Source organism: Streptomyces sp. NTD91 (assembly GCF_059510455.1).
Genome location: NZ_JCAJZW010000031.1, coordinates 66,374 through 85,985, shown reverse-complemented (window position 1 = coordinate 85,985; position 19,612 = coordinate 66,374). Strand labels below are relative to the sequence as shown.

15 protein-coding genes and 2 pseudogenes are annotated in these 19,612 nt (G+C 72.6%); 8 read left to right on the top strand and 9 right to left on the bottom strand.

All coding sequences use genetic code 11. The features are described from left to right. Positions 1-145: 145 nt before the first annotated feature. The gene (locus AC5WRT_RS27310; RefSeq protein WP_496093635.1) at positions 146-481 is read right to left on the bottom strand and encodes a hypothetical protein; all 336 of its coding nucleotides are present in this window, start codon (positions 479-481) and stop codon (positions 146-148) included. 628 nt (positions 482-1,109) lie between these two features. Here AC5WRT_RS27310 and AC5WRT_RS27305 point away from each other — a divergent pair. Further along, positions 1,110-1,310, top strand: coding sequence for a cold-shock protein (locus AC5WRT_RS27305; RefSeq protein WP_496093636.1), 201 nt, complete (start codon positions 1,110-1,112; stop codon positions 1,308-1,310). 128 nt (positions 1,311-1,438) lie between these two features. Here AC5WRT_RS27305 and AC5WRT_RS27300 read toward each other — a convergent pair whose 3' ends face one another. Then, positions 1,439-3,016, bottom strand: a complete 1,578-nt coding sequence (locus AC5WRT_RS27300; RefSeq protein ID WP_496093637.1) for a Na+/H+ antiporter — start codon at positions 3,014-3,016, stop codon at positions 1,439-1,441. A 402-nt stretch (positions 3,017-3,418) separates the two neighbouring features. Between AC5WRT_RS27300 and AC5WRT_RS27295 the strand changes: the two are divergent. The 6 genes and pseudogenes from AC5WRT_RS27295 to AC5WRT_RS27270 all read left to right on the top strand — a co-directional run. Beyond that, a pseudogene (locus AC5WRT_RS27295) lies at positions 3,419-3,732 on the top strand (potassium-transporting ATPase subunit KdpA); the annotation flags it as partial. A gap of 670 nt (positions 3,733-4,402) precedes the next feature. Continuing rightward, positions 4,403-4,879 (top strand): annotated as a pseudogene (locus AC5WRT_RS27290) (hypothetical protein); the annotation flags it as partial. A gap of 107 nt (positions 4,880-4,986) precedes the next feature. Next, positions 4,987-5,652 carry a vitamin K epoxide reductase family protein gene (locus tag AC5WRT_RS27285; RefSeq protein ID WP_496093638.1) on the top strand — a complete coding sequence of 222 codons (666 nt, stop codon included), beginning with the start codon at positions 4,987-4,989 and terminating at the stop codon, positions 5,650-5,652. A gap of 195 nt (positions 5,653-5,847) precedes the next feature. Beyond that, complete coding sequence (locus AC5WRT_RS27280) at positions 5,848-7,584, top strand: SulP family inorganic anion transporter (protein ID WP_496093639.1); 1,737 nt, start codon at positions 5,848-5,850, stop codon at positions 7,582-7,584. A gap of 148 nt (positions 7,585-7,732) precedes the next feature. Continuing rightward, positions 7,733-8,158: an ATP-binding protein gene (locus tag AC5WRT_RS27275; RefSeq protein WP_496093640.1), complete on the top strand. Its 426-nt coding sequence runs from the start codon at positions 7,733-7,735 to the stop codon at positions 8,156-8,158. A gap of 252 nt (positions 8,159-8,410) precedes the next feature. Next, on the top strand, positions 8,411-8,761 hold the full coding sequence (locus AC5WRT_RS27270; RefSeq protein ID WP_496093641.1) for an ArsR/SmtB family transcription factor: 351 nt from the start codon (positions 8,411-8,413) through the stop codon (positions 8,759-8,761). Between the two features lie 282 nt (positions 8,762-9,043). On the opposite strand, the gene AC5WRT_RS27265 is transcribed toward AC5WRT_RS27270, so the two are convergent. Further along, positions 9,044-9,550 (bottom strand): DinB family protein, encoded by a 507-nt coding sequence (locus AC5WRT_RS27265; protein ID WP_496093642.1) that lies wholly within the window; start codon positions 9,548-9,550, stop codon positions 9,044-9,046. Next, the gene (locus tag AC5WRT_RS27260; RefSeq protein WP_496093643.1) at positions 9,547-9,867 is read right to left on the bottom strand and encodes a hypothetical protein; all 321 of its coding nucleotides are present in this window, start codon (positions 9,865-9,867) and stop codon (positions 9,547-9,549) included. The genes AC5WRT_RS27265 and AC5WRT_RS27260 overlap by 4 nt, the downstream gene beginning before the upstream one ends. A 710-nt stretch (positions 9,868-10,577) precedes the next feature. Between AC5WRT_RS27260 and AC5WRT_RS27255 the strand changes: the two genes are divergently transcribed. After that, complete coding sequence (locus AC5WRT_RS27255) at positions 10,578-11,762, top strand: beta-ketoacyl-[acyl-carrier-protein] synthase family protein (RefSeq protein WP_496093644.1); 1,185 nt, start codon at positions 10,578-10,580, stop codon at positions 11,760-11,762. A gap of 33 nt (positions 11,763-11,795) precedes the next feature. Here AC5WRT_RS27255 and AC5WRT_RS27250 read toward each other — a convergent pair whose 3' ends face one another. The 5 genes from AC5WRT_RS27250 to AC5WRT_RS27230 form a co-directional block, all read right to left on the bottom strand. Further along, a complete protein-coding gene (locus tag AC5WRT_RS27250) occupies positions 11,796-13,973 on the bottom strand; it encodes an ATP-binding SpoIIE family protein phosphatase (protein WP_496093645.1) in 2,178 nt (725 codons plus the stop codon). 669 nt (positions 13,974-14,642) lie between these two features. After that, positions 14,643-15,188: a hypothetical protein gene (locus AC5WRT_RS27245; RefSeq protein ID WP_496093646.1), complete on the bottom strand. Its 546-nt coding sequence runs from the start codon at positions 15,186-15,188 to the stop codon at positions 14,643-14,645. Positions 15,189-15,476: 288 nt separating this feature from the next. Further along, complete coding sequence (locus AC5WRT_RS27240) at positions 15,477-16,958, bottom strand: helicase associated domain-containing protein (RefSeq protein WP_496100689.1); 1,482 nt, start codon at positions 16,956-16,958, stop codon at positions 15,477-15,479. Beyond that, on the bottom strand, positions 16,918-18,012 hold the full coding sequence (locus AC5WRT_RS27235) for a DEAD/DEAH box helicase family protein (RefSeq protein WP_496100688.1): 1,095 nt from the start codon (positions 18,010-18,012) through the stop codon (positions 16,918-16,920). The genes AC5WRT_RS27240 and AC5WRT_RS27235 overlap by 41 nt, the downstream gene beginning before the upstream one ends. A 1,245-nt stretch (positions 18,013-19,257) precedes the next feature. Beyond that, on the bottom strand, positions 19,258-19,491 hold the full coding sequence (locus tag AC5WRT_RS27230; protein ID WP_496093649.1) for a hypothetical protein: 234 nt from the start codon (positions 19,489-19,491) through the stop codon (positions 19,258-19,260). Between the last annotated feature and the right edge of the window lie 121 nt (positions 19,492-19,612).

Sequence of the window (19,612 nt, the reverse complement as noted above, 5' to 3'; positions counted from 1 at the left end):
CGGAGGGCCGAAGCACGTTCGAGAAACGTGCTTCGGCCCTCCGGTGGGGGTGTGTCCGGCGGTGCCGGTCATGGCGCGGGAGGCGGTGGTCCGTCTCCCGTGTCCCCGGTACAGCCCGACGTGGGCTGACCAGCGGTTACCGAGGTCAGCGGTAGTGGCCCCAGTGTCGCTCGCCGTACCAGCCGTGGTGGTACCGGTCCCGGTCCCGGTGCCAGCCCGAGTGCCAGCCGCCGTCGTGATGCCAGCCCCAGCCCCGGTCCCGGTCCCGGTCCCAGCCCCAGCCCCGGTCCCAGCCCCGGTCCCGGTCGCCGAAGCGGCCGTCGTGGTCGTGGCCGCCCCAGCGGCTGTCCGAGTAGCTCCTCCCGTTGTCGCGGTCGTGGTCGCCTCCGGCGGCCAGGGCAGGCATGGCGGCCGCGGCGACGATGGCGCCCGACGCCATGCAGGTGGCGATCAGGCGGACCGCCGTACGAGACACAGACATGAATCTGTCACCTCACGTTCGTGCGTACCGGCTCCGGTGAGAGCCGGTACGCAATCCGACATTCCCGGCTCGGTGCCGAGGGCTCACACTGTGGCCCGTCGCGGCGGCACCGGATCGGCGACTGGATTCGCGTTACAAAGCACGCATATATCCGTAACTCTCCCTTGTATCGGCCATCCATCTGGAAAGGGGTTCGGGCACCGGTCCGCCCCGGCTCCGGACCACGCTGTGAGCAGGTAGAACGCGACGGGGGCGCCGTGACGCGCCGGCCGTGTGGCCGCCTCGGTTCCCCCGAACGGCCCAGCGGCTTCAGTAACGACGGGTGGGCCTCCGATCGAGGGACACGTGCGGCTCCCCTTGAGGGAGTGGTGCGGTCCCGGGCGGCCCGCACGGGCCTGCCGCTCCGGACCGGCGCTCTGAGCAGGCTCTTCAGGGGCGGGAATGAATTCGGCGGGGGCTGGTTGTCGTCGGCGGTCGTGGTTTTTGTGTCCGTGCCCCACCGCACGCTCGCGAAGAACGAGGTCGCGGGAGCCGCCTTCCTTCAGGGAACTGGAGAAGTGGCGTCCAGGCCGGCCCGGGGCGCCCGCACGGTGCGGGTCCCGTACCCAGCCCCTGCAAGGAGCAAGAAATGACTCAGGGAACCGTCAAGTGGTTCAACGCCGAGAAGGGCTTCGGCTTCATCGCCCAGGCCGACGGACCGGACCTCTTCGTGCACTACTCCGAGATCGAGGGTCACGGCTTCCGTAGCCTCGAGGAGAACCAGCACGTGGAGTTCGAGGTCGTCCAGGGCCCCAAGGGCCCGCAGGCCGCGCGCGTCCGCGTCCTGTGAGCTACGGCGGGCGAGACCTGCCGAACACCCGGTGAGCGAGGGCCGGTGCCGCAAGGCGCCGGCCCTCGGCACGTCCCCGGCCGTGCTCGGTGACCTGGAGTGTTCCCCGGCCTGGCCGCCCCGTTCCGTCAGATGTCCGTCAGCCGGGCCTCCTCCAGGTCCAGGACTCGCTGGAGCCGGCGCCGCGTCGTGTCGCTGATGGCGTGGGCGTCGTAGAGGCGCTGGAGTTCGCCGGCCTCCACCGTGATCAGGTCGCGGCGCAACTGGCGGTAGACGAGATCGGCGGACTCGGCGGACACGCCCTCGGTGCCCTCGCTCCCGGCGAGGCGGTCGCGGGCGTCGTCGAGGCGGGCGGTCAGGCCGCGCCGCAGCCGGCCGAGAACCACGTCGGGTACCACCTCCAGCTCCGCGAGCTCCTCCAGCCGGGCCAGTCCCGCGTGGGCGAGGTGGGCGCGGGCCTCGGCCTCCTCCCGGGCCGTGTGCGCGGGTTCCAGGGCGATGCCGGAGGCGCGTACGACCGGCGCCAGGGTGAAGCCCTGTCCGACCAGGGTGACGACCACGACCGACGTGGTCAGCACCAGTACCAGCGGCCGGTCGGTCAGCGGTGTGCCGTTCCTCGACACCTCCGGGACGGACAGCACCGCCGCCAGCGGCATCACTCCGCGTGTCCCCGCCCAGGTCAGCACCATCGGTATCCGCCAGTTCAGCTTGCCGACGCCGCCCTGGCGCTGCACGACCGCCGACAGCGGTGCCAGCCACAGCAGCCGCACGGCGATCAGCGTGGCGGCCACGGCGAGGGCGTACAGCGGCCAGGCACGGTCGCCGCGGGCGAGGGCTCGCACCTCGGAGGGGAGGGCCAGTCCGATCAGGCTGAAGACCACACTCTCCAGCAGGAACACCACCGTGCCGTACACGGCGTGCAACTGGAGTCTGATGCGGGCGTTGGTGAGCCGGTCGCCCCGGCCTCCGAGGACGACCCCGGCGACGACGCACGAGGTGACGCCCGACGTGTGCGCCGCTTCGGCCAGCAGGTAGGCGGCGTACGGGGTGACCAGTGCGATCACCGTCTCCAGCACCGGGTCCTCGGTGCGGCGCCTGATCAGGGTGATCACACCGGCCACCGCGGTCCCGATCACCGTGCCGCCGCCCGCGAGGAGCAGGAACTCGGCCCCGGCCGCATCCCAGTGCGCGGCGGCCGAGGCGACGGCGATGCCCGCCGCCACGCGCACGAGCACCAGCGAGGTGGCGTCGTTGAACAAACTCTCGGCCTGGACCAGAACCTGCACCCTGGGCGGCAGGGCGAGCCGGCGGCCGAGCGCGGTCACCGCCACCGGGTCGGTGCTGGCCAGTACCGCGCCCAGCATGAACGCCATCCGCCAGGACAGGGGGGTCACCAGGGACGCCACCACGCCGACGGCCGCCGCCGACGCCAGCACCAGGCCGATGGCGAGGACCCCGACCGGTTTCCACACCGCGCGCAGCTCCCGCCACGGCATGTCCTCGGCGCTCGCATACAGCAGCGGCGGCAGCACCACGAGCCCGATGATGTCCGGGCTGATCTGGATCTGCGGGGTGCCCGGCAGCAGCGCCACGGCGAGACCTGCGACCACGAGCAGGGAGGGGGCGGGAATCCGCCAGCGGCGCGCGAAGGTGGCGACCACCGTGGCGAGGACCACGAGGAAAAGAACCGTACCGACGCCGCGCATGCCGTCCCCCGGGGATGCGGAAGGGAATTGCGGAAGCCTCCCCGGCTTCCGGCCGACCAGGCTTCCCGGCACACCTGCACCCACCCTATCGGGCAAGGTCACGTCAAGACGGTGTCAAGGTCCCCGGATGCGCCGCGGAGGACCGACACACCACCCGTCGAGGTCCCGTCGAAGGCGGTCGGCCGCGCGGCCGCGGCTTCGCCCCGCCGGTGACGCCGGCCATCGTCGCCCTGCCGGCCGTGCCGGTGTCCACCGCCTCGCGCGGCGACGTGGTCCGAGCGGTGACCGTGTGCCGGCCGGATCCCGAGGGCCGGGCGCGGCTGCACGGCCTGGAGCGCACCTGGGGCGGGCGGGACCCGGGCGTGGAGCCGGTGCACCCGCCGTGCCGGCGCGCTCGCCCTCGTGGGCGCGCCGGCGCTCGTCCACATCCCCGTCGGCACCCACATGGCCAGGGCCTGCTCCTCGACCAGGCACCTGCCCGTCGAGAAGTGGGTCTACAAGGCCATCGGCGCCGACCCCGACGCCGAGACGACCTGGCCCGCGTTGCGCGGTGTGCTGGCCTTCTCCGCTGTCGGCGTCCTTCTTCTCCACCTGCTCCAGCGGCTCCAGGGTGTCCTGCCGGGCTCTGTGCACTTCTCCTCGGTAGGCCCGGCGCAGTCGTCCGACACGGCCGGTTCGTGACGAACACCAACTGGCAGTCGTACTGCGGCGAGCAGACCGAACACCGCGCTCAAGGGCCTCGTGGCGAAGCGATGAGCCGCTCACCATTGCCTTCAGCCACCAGATCGCCGCAGCTCGGGGCACACGCCCGGCAGGGCACCGAGCGGCTGCTCACCCGGTCGGGGCTTCGCCGGGCGAGGAGTCGCGTGATGGTGACGAAGGTGTGACCGCGGGCCTGGAGAGCGGACTCGGCGCGGAGAGGACGACCACCCGAGCGGCCGACGAGGGGCCCCGGGCCCGTGCGGTCCCGAACGCACCCGGGTGGTCGGGCCTGCGCGCGCCGGTGAGCAGCGGAAGAGGTGGGAGGTGTCCGGGCGGCAGCGTGATCCGTCGGTGCCGAGGACCGCGGCCGCCCGGTATTCGAGGACTCCGTTTGCTCGCGACCGCCTGAAGTGCCGGCCGCCCGGGCCGGGTGGGCCGAACGGCCCTGTCGCGGGTGGCGCCGGTCGGATTGACTGAGCCGGGCTGCGGATCATCACGAGGTGGTCCGGCGTGTTCGGTTCGCGGTTCCGGGCACAGCGAACGGCTCGGGCGGGTCGTCTTCTCCTCTGCCCGAGCCGTCTGCGCCCGCCCCGCGGCGGCCCGGCCGCCTGCACCCCGCTCTGGGCCCCGTGCCGGGGAGTGGCGGGGCCGCAGCGGCGGACGACCGGAAGGAGAGTGTGAGGAATGATCGCGGCGGTGGGGCATGCCGATCTGAGCCCGTCCGCGCTGGGGCTGGTGGAAACCGAACTGCGGCGGGTGTTGGGACGCCTGCCCGGGCGGGGGCCGGGGCTCGTGCGCGCCGGGGCGGGGGTGCCGGTGGCGTTCGGGCGGGCGGTTCGCGCGGCAGGGCGGGAGCTGACCGTGGTGGCGCCCGGGCAGGGTCCGGTGCCCGCGTTGCCGCCGGGACACGACCGGGTGGCAACGGGGGAGTTGCTGGTTCTGGCCGGGCGGGTGCGCCTGCTGGAGTACGACCCCGCCGACCGTGACGCCTGTGTCGGCGCGGACGAACGGGTGATCGCGCAATGCCGACGGCTGGTGGCCGTGTGGGACGGTTCGCCTTCGAACGGCCGTGACGCCACCGCGCACCTGGTGGCGTACGCCCGGGCGCACGGGGTTCCGGTGGAGGTCGTCTGGCCGGAAGGGGCGGCCCGCGAGGTGATGTCCGAGGGGCCGGCACGGGACGCCGGTCGCCGTCCGTGCGGCAACAGCCTTCTGTCGGCACCGTGGGCCGACGGCCCACTGACCACCCGTGAGGCGGAGCACTTCCGATGACCGGCACGACCGCGGACACGCGGCACCGGGCCACCGGCACCACGGCGGAGGAGGACGCGCGGCGGGATGCTCCAGGCGGCGCCACCGGTGCCTCGCGGGCCTTCGCCGGGCTGCTGATCGTGTCCGGCGCGCTCGGCGTTCTCGCCTCCTTCGTCATCACCGTCGACAAGTTCCAGCTGCTGAAGGACCCGCACTTCTCGCCCTCGTGCAACCTCAGCCCGATCCTGTCCTGCACGAATGTCATGCGGAGCGGCCAGGCGTCCGTGTTCGGTTTCCCCAACCCTCTGCTCGGCCTGCTCCTCTACCCGGTGGTGGTCACCATCGGGTTCGCGCTGCTGGCCGGGGCCCGCTTCCGGCGGTGGTTCTGGCTCGGGCTGAACGTCGGCGCGGTGTTCGGCGCGGGTTTCTGCATGTGGCTGATGACCCAGGCGCTGTACGGGATCGGCGCGCTGTGCCTGTGGTGCTGCCTGGTCTGGGCGACCACCATCGCCATGTTCTGGTACGTCACCGTGCACAACCTGCGGCACGGGATCATGCGCGCACCGCGTGGCCTCGTCGCCGGCGTGACGGAGTTCCACTGGGTCGTACCGGTCACCTGGTACCTGAGCATCGTCATGCTGATCGTCACCCGCTGGTGGGACTACTGGCAGACGCTGCTCTGAGCCTCGCGCCGATTAGGAATTGCGAAATTACGCAATTCGTTAGATGCTGCGTTCACTGTGTTCGCAGGTAGTCGCGGGCACAGCTTCTGCGCGTCCCGCGCCCGGCAGAGGGTGCGAGGGAAGAGGAGGCCTCACCGTGTCGGTGCCGCTGTACCAGGCGAAGGCCGAATTGCCGGATGCCGAGGTTGCCGCACGATGAGCACCCCCTACGGCCGGGCGATCCGGACCCGGATCACTTCGCTGCTGCCCTCCCGCGGCGACCTGGTGGCGATACGGCGCGATCCGCGCCGGGACCTGCTCGCCGGGCTCACCGTCGCGATCGTCGCCCTCCCGCTGGCACTGGGCTTCGGAGTCTCCTCCGGGCTCGGCGCCGAGGCCGGCCTGGCGACCGCCGTGATCGCCGGGGCGCTCGCAGCCGTCTTCGGCGGGTCCGATGTGCAGGTGTCGGGACCGACCGGAGCCATGACGGTGGTCCTGGTGCCGATCGTCGCCCACTACGGTCCCACCGCGGTGCTCACGGTGGGTCTGATGGCCGGCGTGATGCTCGTGGTCGTCGCCGCGCTGGGAGCCGGGCGGTACATGCAGTACGTGCCCGCGTCCGTGATCGAGGGCTTCACGCTCGGCATCGCCGCGGTGATCGGGCTCCAGCAGGTGCCGAACGCGCTCGGCGTGCCCAAGCCCGCCGGCGACAAGGTGCTGGTCGTCACCTGGCACGCCGTCGCGGAATTCGCGAAGGCCCCGAACTGGACCGCCGCCGCTCTGGCGGTCGGCGTGGTCGTGCTGATGCTGGCCGGGGCGCGCCGGTGGCCGACCGTGCCGTTCTCCGTCGTCGCGGTGATCGCCGCCACGGCCGTGGCCCAGGCCGCCCACCTGCACGCGAAACCGATCGGTGCCCTGCCCGCGGGGCTGCCCACGCCCTCGCTGTCCTTCCTCGACCTCGGCTCGCTCGGTTCCCTGCTGGCGCCGGCCGTGGCGGTGGCCGCGCTGGCCGCGCTGGAGTCGCTGATGTCCGCGGCCGCCGCCGACGCGATGACGGTGGGGCAGCGGCACGACCCTGACCGGGAGCTGTTCGGCCAGGGGCTGGCCAACATCGCCGCCCCCCTGTTCGGTGGCGTTCCGGCGACCGGCGCGATCGCCCGCACGGCCGTCAACGTCCGTACGGGCGCGGGCTCGCGGCTGGCTGCCCTCACCCACGCCGCCGTCCTGGCCGTGATCGTCTTCGCGGCGGCGCCCCTGGTGTCGAAGATCCCGCTGGCGGCGCTGGCATGTGTCCTGACGGCCACCGCGATCCGCATGGTCGAGGTCGGCTCGCTCAGGGCGATGGCGAAGGCCACGCGGTCCGACGCGGTGATCCTCGTCCTGACCGCGGCCGCCACCCTCGCGCTCGACCTCGTCTACGCCGTCATCATCGGCCTCGCCGCCGCATGTGTCCTCGCCCTGCGCGCGGTGGCGAGGCAGGCCCGGCTGGACCAGGTGCCGCTCGACCGGGGTGACCACACGGCCGAGGAGCACGCGCTGCTCGCCGACCACATCGTCGCCTACCGGATCGACGGGCCGCTGTTCTTCGCCGCCGCGCACCGCTTCCTGCTGGAGCTGGCCGAGGTGGCGGACGTACGGGTCGTCATCCTGCGCATGTCGCGGGTCTCCACGATGGACGCCACCGGCGCCCTGGTCCTCAAGGACGCGGTGGAGAAGCTGCACCGGCGCGGCATTCTCGTCCTCGCCTCCGGCATACGACCGGGCCAGCGGCAGGTCCTCGACTCCGTCGGCGCACTGCGACTGCTCCGGCACGAGGGCCGCGACTACGACACGACTCCGGACGCGATCCGGGGAGCGCGCCACCATCTGCAAACGGCCGGGATCCTGCCCGTCGTCCCGGCGCAACCGACACGACGGCCCCAAGCGGTACCCGGTGAGGAAGCCATCCGATGAACACACCCGAGTCCGCCCCGCGCACGGCCGCCGTTCCCGGTGCGCGGGCCGTACGGCCCCCCAGGCGAGAGAGCCGACCCGGGCGGCCGACCGCCAGTCGGTGCGAGGCGCCCCTTGTCCGGCCGGCGGGCCATGTCCGGGAGAAGTGATGTCACAGGCTCTGGAGGTCCTTCCTCACCGGCACGTGCTCACCCTGTCCGCCGAGCCGGCCGCGGTCCGCTTGGCTCGCGAGACCGCCGAGCAGGCGCTCGTGGAATGGGGCATCGGGCTACGGCACCCCGCAGTGGACCCGGCCCTGTTGATTCTGAGCGAGTTGGTGACGAACAGCGTCCGGCATGCCGCGACGCTCTCCCCACAGGTCACCGTCATGTACGCGGCGAGTCGGGACTGCTTCGCCTTCGCCGTGCACGATCGCCATCCCTACCGGCCCCCGCTGTCCAGCGCATGTGCCGTTCCGGGCACCGGTGGACTGGCGACCGTCATGGAGCTCACCCTCGGCCGGGGCGGCACCGCGGTCGTACGTCCGGACGCCGACGGCAGGGGCAAGAGCATCTGGATCACCTTGCCCCTGTGATGTCCGCGGTTCGCCGGAAGGCCGCAGTCCGCTCCCTCGAGCCGGCCGCCGCGGCCTGCGAGGTTCGCGTGTTGCTAACGTTGGCAAGTGTCGAGGTCGTCGTCGCTGATGAGGGGCCGCCCGGCTCCTGGGTGCGGGTTCGGCCCGGCCGGTGCCGCGCGCGAGGATGTGTCGCATGGTCGTGACGAGTCGGTGGATGCGAGGGCGAGTGGTCTGGCAGGTCGGGTCGCGCGCCGGGGGAGGGACGGCACGGTGAGTACGCCGCTGTACCAACTGAAGGCCGAGTTCTTCAAGACGCTCGGTCACCCCGCGCGCATCCGTGTCCTGGAACTGCTGAGCGAGCGCGAGCACGCGGTCGCGGAGATGCTGCCCGAGGTGGGCATCGAGCCCGCACACCTGTCCCAGCAGTTGGCCGTGCTGCGGCGAGCCAATCTCGTGCGCACCCGCAAGGAAGGGTCGAACGTGTACTACTCGCTGACCAGTCCTGAGGTGGCGGAACTGTTGCGGGTGGCGCGCTCGATCCTGTCGGGCGTACTGGCGCAGCAGGCAGAACTGCTCGCCGACCTGAAATCGGGCCGGCCGCAGGGAAGATCGCCGTCGTAGGGCCTGTCTGACGGTTCCCGTCTGCCGCGCGGCGCCCTGCACGCTCCCCCACTGCCTCAAGGGTGTGGGAGGTGCCCCCACTTGCCGCACCGGCCCCGGACCCGAGTGCGTCCGGTACGAGAGCCTGGGGCCGGCACGCCGAGAGCACGCACCTGACGCCGCGCGGCCGCCCTTCCGGCAACGACGCGAATGGTCAGACAGGCTCTGGCCGGATCCGCCGGAACGTCGCCGTCCGCCTGCGGAAAATGTGCGGCCGCGTGATCGGGGTCGGACGCCGAGGCGTCAGGCGTAGGGGTTGCCGCCCAGCCAGGTGGTGCCGTCGACGAGTTCCCGCGCCGTGTCCAAGTGACCACTGTGGCAGGCGACTTCGGTGAGCACATGGATCAGGATGCGCCGCACGTCGGGCAGCCGCCAGTCCGGCCAGATCTCGACGGTCCAGGCGGCGGGTTCCTGCTCGGAGGTGGCGGCGGCGAGCACGGCGTCCGCTCGCGCGATGGCCGCCCGGTGGTCGGCGAAGACCTCCTCGGCGCTCATCGCCCCGGGTACGTACCAGTGCGCCTGCGCGCCTGCTGTCAGCTGGCCGGTCACGTCCGGCTCGCCCGCGATCACCCCGGCGAACCAGAAGCGCTCGACATCCAGGGTGAGGTGGCGCACCAATGCCAGGCAGCTCCAGCCACTGGGCAGCACCGGCTGCCGCAGCTCCTTCTCCGTGAGCCCGTCGAGGATCCCGAGGACGTGCGCGCGCTGACGGTCCAGGGCGCCCTTGAGAGCGTCGAGTTCGGCGTTCACCGGGCGGCACGCAGGTGGGCGAGGCCTTCCGGGGCGGTCGCCATCCGCGTCCGTCGCCGGGCCTGCCCGCTGTCCGCATGGGTGCGTTCGTCCTCCGGCAGACGCGAGCCGTCGAAGATCCCGGTCACGACCGTCCCCACCACTCCGTGCCCGACCAGGTCGAAGACCCACCGGTGGCCTCCTGCCGCGCCGGGTGCGGACGGGTCCGGATGTCCGCGACCTGGCCTCGGTTCCCGGCCTGTGCGGCGCTCCGGTTCGGACTCGACGACGCGGTCGTTCATCTCGTGGTCGCCGTGGCGCTCGTGGTGCGCGCGCATCACGAAGACGTCCGGACACGCGTGATCACGGCGTCGGTGACGCCACCCCGCAGCATCCGCCGGCCGTCTGGATCCGGATGCCGCGCGGGACCGGCCAGGACCCGGACGTTGTTCCCCTTCACGGGCGCCGATGCGCCGGGGCACCGCCGCCACTGGCTCGCTCGCCGTACTCGTCATCCCCGCTCCTCCGCCGACCGCAGGGCATGCACCCGCCCCACGCCCGGACGCTACACCGGGGGTACGACAACGCCTTGCGGGCTGTTCGGTCCCGGGAGGCCAAGTCGGCGCACAGCGGATTCCCGATGCCGCGCTGCGCGCGCGCCGAGTGCACCAGAAACGCCTCCACCGCCGCAGTGGCCCGGCGCACAACCCTGCGTGTGTCAAGGCTCACGCGGAACGCGCGCAACGCCATGCCCGCGGCGGCGGTGCGGAGCCCGGCCGCAACGATCAACGGCCGCGGCCCCCGCGGCGCTCTGACGCCGAGGTCAGCGCGCCGCAGACGATAGATCCACTGATTAGGCGTCAGTCCGTGATTATTGCCGTGCCTTCGGACACAAGCCTCGTGACGTCGTTCACTTGTCGTACAGCCCAACGAGGGTCGAATGCGAAGTAGAGTGCCATGACGGCGTCTTGGCCCCAGTCTGTTCAAATCAGGTGGAAATTCGAGCGCTTGACACCAACCATGAGATTTCCGGAGAAAGGTGCATATCATGGGCGCCTATTTGTGCCCTCCGGCCGTGCTCCACGGTGAACACGCCGTGGAGACAGGCCGGATCCTGGAGGAGGTGCGGAGCCGGCACCCGCAGGCGCCGTGGCTGCCGCGCATCGACAGCATCGCCGCGAGTACGGGCATCGTCTCCCGCGGGTGGATGCTGCCGCTTCAGACCGCCGTCGCTCCCAGCAGCGGGAGCGGCCTGCGAACTCCGGGCGCCGGTCCGGCCCGTGAGGCACTGACCCGCGGCGGGTTCACCGAGCAGGAGGTGAACCGCGTGATAGCCGCACTGGAAGCGATACCGGCGCCGCAGACGATCGAGGAACGCACCGCCCCGGCCTGGGCCGCTGTGCAGACGTACGGGGAACGCGCGGCCCGTCAGGCCCTTGAGACCGCCGGACTGGACACCGGCGACGTCGACTGTCTGATCACCAGCCACTCGACCACCCCGGCCCTGCCGGGGCTGGACCTGTCCCTGCTCAACCAACTCCCGCTGCGCGACGACGTGCTGCTGCTGCCGGCCACCCAGTGGGCCTGCATCGCCGGAACCCGATCGCTGGCCCTGGCGGCCGATCTGGTCGCCGCGGACCCCGACCGGGTGGTGCTGGTCGTGATCTCGGAGGCCCTGAGCACCACCTACCAGCCCGCCGACGACACACTGGAGTCCCTGATCGTCCGGCTGCTGTTCGCGGACACGGCCGTCGCCGTGGTGGTCACAGGCCGTCCCAGGACGGAGTCGGTCCTGCGGCTGGACGCGGCCTGGCACCACACCCTGCCCGGCACGGCGGACCTGCACCGGCTGGACACCCGGGCCGACGGCACGCATTTCGTGATGGACCGCCGCGGGCCGCGTGCCGTGCAGGAGACGGTCGCCGCCATGTGGAGGTGGCTGCGCGAGCGCCACCAGGACGACAGGCAGGCGTGGCATCCGGATCTGCTGCTCGCGCACCCCGGCGGGACGCGGGTGCTGGAGTACATGGAGCAGACGATGCCCGACGGGTGGCCGGAGGGCCTGCTGGCCTACAGCCGGGACAGCTACACCACCGGCAACCGCGGCGGCGCCGCCGTGCTCGACATCCTGCGGCGCGCGTGCGACGCCGGTCAGAAAGCAGGCAGTCGTACGGTGCTGTACGCGGCCGCTCCCGGGCTGACCGCCACGGCCCTGGAGGGGGAGTGGCTGTAGCCGAATCCCGCCGCTCGGATGCCGGCAGGGGTGCTATGCGTCCAGTTCGGCCCAGACGGCTTTGCCGGAGTGGGTCCACCGCACGCCCCAGCGCGTGGTGAGCTTGTGGACGACGTGCAGGCCGCGCCCGCTGTCGTCGAGCAGCTCACCGCGACGCAGGCGTGGCAGGCCGTTGCCGCTGTCGCCGACCTCGCACGACAGGCGCCCTCCGGCCCGCACCAGCCGCAGCGAGACGGGCCCGGTGCCGAACCGGACCGCGTTGGTGACCAGTTCGCTGATCACCAGCAGCGCACTGTCCCGTACCTGGTCGCTGATGTGCCATCGGCGCAGCAGCGGTGAGGCCAGTTCACGGCTGCGGGAGGGGGTGTCACCCTGGGCGGGCAGGTGCCAGGTCGCGGCGTCCCGGCCGCGACGCCCGGCCATCCGGGCGAGCATCAGCGTCACGTCGTCCCGAAGGCGCCCCTGCGGGGCCAGAGCGGCGACCACGCGACGCGCGGCCGACTGCAGGTCGTCCCAGGGGTGCACCTCGCGCACCACGTCCGTCAGACGGCCGATGCCCTCGTCGATCGAGGCCGCCGGATCCTCTACCAGACCGTCGGTGTAGAGGGCGAGGAGCGAACCGGGCGGCGCGGCGAACTCGTGCACGTCGAACGGCTCGCGCACGGCGAACTCGGCTCCCAGCCCCGGGTGGGGCTGCGCCGCGACGGTCTTGGCCGACCCGTCGGGGTGGACGAGGAGCGGGGGCAGGTGACCGGCATTGGACATCACGATCTTGTGGTCGACCGGATCGTAGACCGCGATGCAGCACGTCGAGCCCAGCGCGCTGTAACCGGCCGCCAGGCCCGCCTCCGTGTCGTCCAGGAGCGTGACCGTCTCGTCCAGACGCTCCAGCACCTCCCCGGGGCCCAGCCCCGCCGACAGCAGCGCACGGGCCTCCATGCTCAGCTGGCCCATGGCCGCCGCCGCCCCCAGGCCATGCCCTACGACGTCACCGACCACCAGCGCCGTACGGTCACCCGGCAGCGGAAAGCTGTTCACCCAGTCACCGCCGACACCCGCACTGTCCGGGGTGGTGGGCTCGTAGACGCTGGCGACCTCGATGGTGTCGCTGCCGGCCCGCGGAAGCAGCCGGCGCTGCAACGCCAGGACCTGGGCGTGCTCACGCTGATGCTGGCGGGCCAGATCCACATGGCGGGCGGTCTTCGCCACGAGCTCCTGCAGATCGAGCAGCTCACTCTCGCGGAAGAGGCGCTCGGGCCGCCGCCAGACCTCCGTGACACCCAGCACGATGGGCCCCTGTGCGTCTTCCGGCCCTTCCACGACCAGCGGTATGCAGGCCACGCTCAACGGCCGGTCGCCGGGCACCAGGGCCCTTACCAGCTTCGCATCCTTGAGTGCCCGCTCGATCACCTCACGGTCGGCGAGGACGACGGGCTGCGGTACGTCGTCGCGCATCACCGCACCGGCCAGCAGACGGCTCGCTTCGCGGGGGAGGTTGTCCCCGGGCGTCAGGTACCCCTCGGGCCAGGCGCGGTCCGGCATCAGGGCCGCGCGCCGCAGCCGGATACGTTCCTGCGCCTGCCCGGTGACGGCCTCTCCCGTCCACACGGCGTAATCGAGGTTGACGGCGGCCACGTCCCCCCACGCCAACAGGGACTGGGCCAGGGACTGCGCGGTTTCGCCGATGTCCAGGGACGTCCCGATGGCGGCCGCCGAAGCGTACAGGTGCAGCCGCTTGGCCATGGCGATCAGGGAGACCGTCACGCCGTCCTGCGGTGGCGCGGCCGGCAGGATGCTCATCGAGACCACCAGCTCGGTCCCGTCGTCCCGCCGCAGGCTCTGGACCCGGGCCACGTGGGCCTCGCGCGTCTCGAGCACCCGCTGCAACCGCTGCCTCACCGTCGGTACGTCCCCGGGCGGCAGCAGATCGACGAAAGCGCTTCCCGGCGCGGCACTCACCCCCGCGAAGGGAGCGGCGTCCAGATTGCAGCTGGTGATCCTCAGATCCCGGTCGAGCGTGACGGCCCCGAGTATCTGTTCCTGACCGCCGTTCTCCGGGCCGGCGCCCGTGGGCCGACGGGCACGCCGGTCGTCCGGTGGAGCGGCAGAGCCGCCGGCCACCGTTTTCCCGCCCCTGGGGATGTAGTTCGCCAGGGCGCCGCTGACCATGTCGTACGGCGAACCAGAGGAAGCGGAGGGTGTGGGGTCCATGCAGCTCCACCCAGCTCACTGGCTCCCGGCACACGCCGGAAAGCATTCCCGAGTCCGTGCGATCGAGCCCCGAGATCCCTCACCGCACACCTCCTGAATAACACAAATACACTGCTCACCGAAGGGGTGAAAACAACGGATGAGCCCGAGGTACCGACGGCCACCGGACGGGGCGCAGGAGCACTGTCGCGAAATCCGGCCGCGACCGTCCGGCGACCGACGGCAGGGAGTCGGCCGTCGGCGGAGCCGCGCAGGGTGACGCCCTTCACCCGTGCCCGTGACGCCCAGTCCTCGTCACCATGGTCGCCCGCGTCCACCTGGCGCGCGACCGGGTCGCGCACCGCGATGGGCGACGGCCGCGGTGCATGACGCGGCATGGCGTCGCTCTTTCCTCGCGCCGCCGCGTGCGCCGGCACCGTCACAGGCCGACGGGCCCCGATGCGATCGGTCGCTTCGCGAGTGGAGCTGGTCGGTCAAAAGGCGCACGGCCGCGTGGTGGTTCGGCCCCCGCGCCGGACGTTCGGACCGTGGCTGCCGCGCAGGCCCGCGTTCTCTCCCCGCAGGCGAGTGATTCCGTCGTCGGGGACCGCCTCCGGACCCGGACAGCACGGGCGCTCGGCCGATCCTCGGCACCGGGTGCTCCGTCCGCACCAGCCGGGGCCGAGCGGGTCAGCTGTCGGCCTCGTCGTCCGGCCCGGGCGCGTCACCGATGGCGACACGCAGGTCATGCACGCCTTGCAGGATGTCGATGAGGGCTTCTTCCGCCCCGCTCAGCGCGTGCCGGGTTCCCTCCGTGTCCCCGCGGTCCGCGTGAATCTGGGCACCGAGCACGTACACCGCGGTCATGACGGCGGCGAAGGCGGCCTCTCGGCCCGGGGGCAGCTCTTCGTCCTCCGGCTCGGAGACCTGCACCGCGGTGCGCTGCAGCCGGTTGGTCAGGACGTTGACCGCCTGGCCGGGGTCCGCCCCCAGTTGTTCCCCCCAGCCGAGCAACGTCTCGAGGACGTCCTCGATCTCCCCTTCCTCGGTCAGACGGGTTGCGGCCGTGATCTCCAGCTCCGTCTTCGCCAGCAGCCGGCCCAGCAACTGCAGACGGTCCTCCTCCTGCGCCCCCTCAGGCCGCTGCTCCGGCGCTGCCGCAGGCTCCGCCGCCAGTGCGGCCAGGGCTGCGCGGATCTGCTCGGCACTTACCGGGTGCTCGCTACTGATGCTCACGCTTTCAGCTTCACCCAGCGAAGCGGTGCTCGCCCGCCCACTGCGTTCGAGTCCCAGGCGAGTTCCACCAGCCAGACCAGCGCGCCGACGCCACCGCACGGGGCACCGACGGCAGGCCGGCCGCTCGCGGAGGGGCCCGGCCAGGAGGCCCGGCGGCGAAGTGGACGCCTGCGCGGGCGAGCGCAGGATGCTGAAGCCGGCGCATGGTCTCCGGGACGTGACGTACGGAGGCTCAGCACCCGTAGCACGTACGTGGCGCCTCAGGGCTCGCCGCCACGACGCCCCCCTCTACGTCCAGCGCATGCCGATGGCGGACAGTTTCTCGATCCGCTCGGCGGAGAGCGCCGCGGCCCTGCTGCGCTGGTTGCCGACCCACGCTCCCAGTTTGAGTTCCCGGATCTCCCGGTCCGCACCGTCGGCGTCCGCTCGACCGTCCTCGAGGACGATCCGTTCGACGTGTTTCCGCGGTACCCGCAGGTGTCCCTCGCGCTGGTAGAACTGCTGTGCGGCGGCGTAGTTGAGGGCCCATTTGTCGGCCTGGCTGCGGCGCGGTCCGGGCTTCTCCTCCTCGGCGGCAGGCTCGATCCCGAGGACGTGTTCGCACAGCCACTGCTGCGAGGAGGCGAGCCCGTCCCAGCCGAGCCGCTGTGCGCGCACCCACCGCCCCAGGTCCTCGCCCTGGCGCACGACCTCGCCGGGTGTCATGGGCAGCGTGCCGCCTGCCTCCAGGTGCAGCCGTACCAGGTGGAAGCAGCGCTGCCATGCCACCGGCCAGGCCGGGCACCACGACGGGTCGATGTCCTCCAGCTGCTCGCGTCGTTCCTGGGACAGCGCTCCGGCCGACGCTCCGACGGGCAGGCCCTCGGCATCCCGCTGCTCGGACTCGCCGGCCCTGCGGGCGGCGGCCCGCTGGTTCTTCAGCCAGATGCCGAGCTTGTACCCCTGGTACGTGGCGTCCAGCGGGGCCAGGAGGTGCCCGTTCTCCTCGGCCCAGCCGCGCGCGGCGGCCAGGCCCTCCTCCCAGGCGACATCGAAGTGGCTCCAGATCATGCCGAGCCGTTCCAGCTGCTCGACACGGCCCGCGTCCAGCGTCCCGCGGGCCTGGAACCTGCGGGCGTCGGCGATCCACTGCCCCAGTGGGAACCCGGCGAGCGAGGCCGGCCACCCCTGGGTCGCGGCCCCCTGCTCGTCCCGGCCGGGCACACGGTAGGTGAAGGGGACCTTCAGGTCGCCGTGTGCGCGGGCGTAGAGGGCGGCGGCTTCGATGCCGCGCCGCCAGTGGGCGTGTTCGGGGTCGAGGACCCGCAGGGTGATGAACGCGGCCAGCTGGGCGGGATCACGCGGGGCGGAGAACTTCAGCAGCTCCCGGGCCGGCGCCGACAGCCGGGCGCCCGGACCGCTGCCGGCTCCCTCGTCCCGCTCGCCTCCGCTCCGGGTCTGTACGCCCCTGACCCGGCTTCGGGCCTGCGGCTGGGCGAGCTGTTCCACGAAACGGGCATCGTGCGCCCGCAGCGCCTCCAGGAGCTTGGCGAGGCCGCCGTACGCCCTGCTGGTGAGCATGCTGTCCGGTGTTTCTCCGGGGCCGAGCAGGACGGGTACGACGAGGGAGGCGGTCTTGCCTTCGCCGGGCCGCATGCGCAGGGCCCGGCCGACGGCCTGGACGAGGTCGGGCATGGAGCCGCGCACGTCGGCGAAGTAGACGGAGTCGCAGTTGCGGGTGTCGACGCCCTCACCCAGCACCTTCACGGATCCCAGGAAGCACTTGTCCACGTCGGTGCCGTCGGTCGCGATGCCGGGCGAATTCGCTGAGGACGCGCTTGCGGTGCACCGGTGGGTGATCGCCGCACAGCCAGTCGGCCCGGATCTTCTCGGGGTACAGCGCCGGGTCGTCCGCACGCAGCCGTACGGCGACATCGGGTAGGCCGGCCGCGAACGCCTCGGCCTCCTTGACCAGGTGGTGGAAGACGAGCGTGCGCCGGAAGTCCTCCTCGGCCGACGCCTTCACGAGCGCGGCCTGCAGGGCGGCGAGCCGCGCCCCGCGCACCCGGTCCGAGCGGCCTTCGACGCCCAGGAGCTGGGCGGCCTGCAGCTGGGTGTCGGTGATGTCCAGGCACACGACCTGGTACGGCGCGCAGATCCCCCTGTCGATCGCCTCCGAGAGCGTCAGGGTGTGGCAGCGCGCCCCGAACGGCCCGGCAGGGTCGTCCTCCATCGAGGCCACCAGCTCGCCCGGCACGCCCGGCTCGCCGTCCTCGTCCAGCTGCCACAGGCGGGGCGTCGCGGTCATGTAGAGCCGGCGCAGGGCCGGGACACGGGTGTTGTCGTGGACGACGGCCCAGGGCTTGCCGATCCGCCCCGACGTCCGGTGGGCCTCGTCGACCACGATCAGGTCCCAGCCCGGAAGGCCGGCGGCATGCGCGCGCTCCAGCGTGCCCAGCCCGAGGGAGGCGTACGTGGCGAAGACGGTCACTTTGTCGAACGGCCGCACCCGGGCGACCAGCTCGCCCACGTCCGTGGTGTTGGGGAACGCCGCCTCCTCCCCGCGAAGGGAGGACACCCCGACCATCGGCCCCGTGCGGCCGCCCTCGCGCCACGCGGCCTCGGTCTGGGCAAGCAGGTCCAGCGAGGGCACGAGGACCAGCACACGGCCGGCCCGCAGCTCCTCGGCGCTGCGGACGGCGACGAGGGTCTTCCCGGACCCGGTCGCCATGACCACCTGGGTCCGCAGCCCGCGCTCGGGGACGGTGTGATCCGCAGACAGCTCGAGCGCGCGGACCACCGCGTCAACCGCCTCGCGCTGGTGAGCGCGCAGAGTCTTCGTCACGTTCCCGTCCTCGACGTCCTGGGCGTGCGCCTGTTCCTTCAAGAATGCAGGTGGGCAGGTGCGAGGCTAGCGGGTGGCCCGGTTCGGGCCGGAGCGGTTCCGGTGCCGGCGCGGGCCGGGCCGGTTCCGCGGCGGCAACGACCGACCCGGCCAGTGCGGTTGCCGGGTCCTGGTGCCGACGGAAGCCGAGGACACCGCACACCTTGATCCGGCGGGGGCGGCGCGGCCGACACGGCCCACACCTCGGCGACGCCGGCGATCGTGCGGCCGGGGACGCGCCACCACCGCCACGCAGGCCTGGACGACGGCCGAGCGCAGGGCGATGGCCACCGCCGGTCCGGCCACGCCGAGGGCAGGAGCACCGCGCCCCCGGCGTGGCCCGACGCACCGAGCGGCGGGTCGACCACATGCCGCCGACATCGCCGGCCGAACGGCGCGGCGATGTCGAGCCGCCCGTGGGTCTCGCAGGACGCCGGTGACCACGGAGCGGCCTCAGCGACGCCCTGGTGACGGGCCAGCCCGCCACGACGGCGGGACGGCGCCCGGGAACCGGTCACGGGCAGGTACCGGACCGCGGCGGCGAGAAGAGTGAAGGCGCAGGTCAGAAGGGAGAGGACACGGGTATCGGGGTCGCGGACCGGCTGGGCCGGCGGCCCCACCCCTGCGGCACCGGCGGCCGGGCCGCGCCGGGCAAGCAGCGCCGGACCGCGTCCGAGACCGTCGCTCTCCGGCCCGAGGCCCAGTAGTGCCTCGAGCGGACCCGCGACGTACGGCGAGGGCGACGGTCAGCATGGTGACCGAGGAGCCCCGGCGCTCCCGGTACGGCGGACAGCGCGGTGCGGCGGCACTCGCGGCCGCCGTCGTGGGCCGAGTGCGCGGCGCCGACCCGCGGCATCCGGCCACCCCCGTACCGCCGTGGCCACCGTGCAGCGGTTCACCGGGGAACGGCGTCCGTCCCGTGGCACACCCGAAGAGCGGGAAGCGGCGGCCTTGGCGTGCGCCGTCAGTGTGCCCGGCGCGGGAGCGTGCCTTTGCTCGGAACGCCCGGCGCCGGCGCAGCGCGTGCGAGGAGCACTGTTTCTCGAGCGCGGTGGGACGGGGGATCGACTCGAACATCGATGCCGGCTCCACCGAGGTCGGGATCGCACCGGGTCCGGGCAGCCCCGGAACGCCGACGAGCAGGTCGTGGTCTCCGCGTGTCGGCGGCCATGGCCGTGACCTGCGGGGCGACGGCGGCCCGTCGCCTCACATCCTCTCTTCGGACCGGCCGGTCGGTGTGATCGGCGTCGGGTCGGTGAGGTTTTCGGGCGCCGTCGTCCATTCGACGCCGCCCCGCCGCGGGGCCAGCCAGGCGACCGGCGTGAGCGCCGTGCCCTCGGGGGCGATGGCGCGGAGGATGCCGCGCCGTCCTGTCGCGGAGTCCGTCACCAGGTGGCCGAGCCACGGGTGGGATCGGTGCATCAAGCCCGTGGAGGTCACGGCTGCTCCGTGCGGGGAACCGCTGCCTGCGCCCGTGGACGGGGGCGTGAGGAGCGCTCTGTGGGGGGACATGATGGTTGCCTTCCATCCGGGGCCGGGACGCGAGGATGTGGAGCGGCGG

Bases quoted from the DNA above. Each gene is read 5' to 3' on its own strand.
- AC5WRT_RS27285 (WP_496093638.1), top strand. From the start codon at position 4,987: ATGACCGGCACGACCGCGGACACGCGGCACCGGGCCACCGGCACCACG.
- AC5WRT_RS27275 (WP_496093640.1), top strand. From the start codon at position 7,733: ATGTCACAGGCTCTGGAGGTCCTTCCTCACCGGCACGTGCTCACCCTG.
- AC5WRT_RS27310 (WP_496093635.1), bottom strand. From the start codon at position 481: ATGTCTGTGTCTCGTACGGCGGTCCGCCTGATCGCCACCTGCATGGCG.
- AC5WRT_RS27260 (WP_496093643.1), bottom strand. From the start codon at position 9,867: ATGCGCGCGCACCACGAGCGCCACGGCGACCACGAGATGAACGACCGC.
- AC5WRT_RS27255 (WP_496093644.1), top strand. From the start codon at position 10,578: ATGGGCGCCTATTTGTGCCCTCCGGCCGTGCTCCACGGTGAACACGCC.
- AC5WRT_RS27250 (WP_496093645.1), bottom strand. From the start codon at position 13,973: ATGGACCCCACACCCTCCGCTTCCTCTGGTTCGCCGTACGACATGGTC.
- AC5WRT_RS27305 (WP_496093636.1), top strand. From the start codon at position 1,110: ATGACTCAGGGAACCGTCAAGTGGTTCAACGCCGAGAAGGGCTTCGGC.
- AC5WRT_RS27280 (WP_496093639.1), top strand. From the start codon at position 5,848: ATGAGCACCCCCTACGGCCGGGCGATCCGGACCCGGATCACTTCGCTG.
- AC5WRT_RS27300 (WP_496093637.1), bottom strand. From the start codon at position 3,016: ATGCGCGGCGTCGGTACGGTTCTTTTCCTCGTGGTCCTCGCCACGGTG.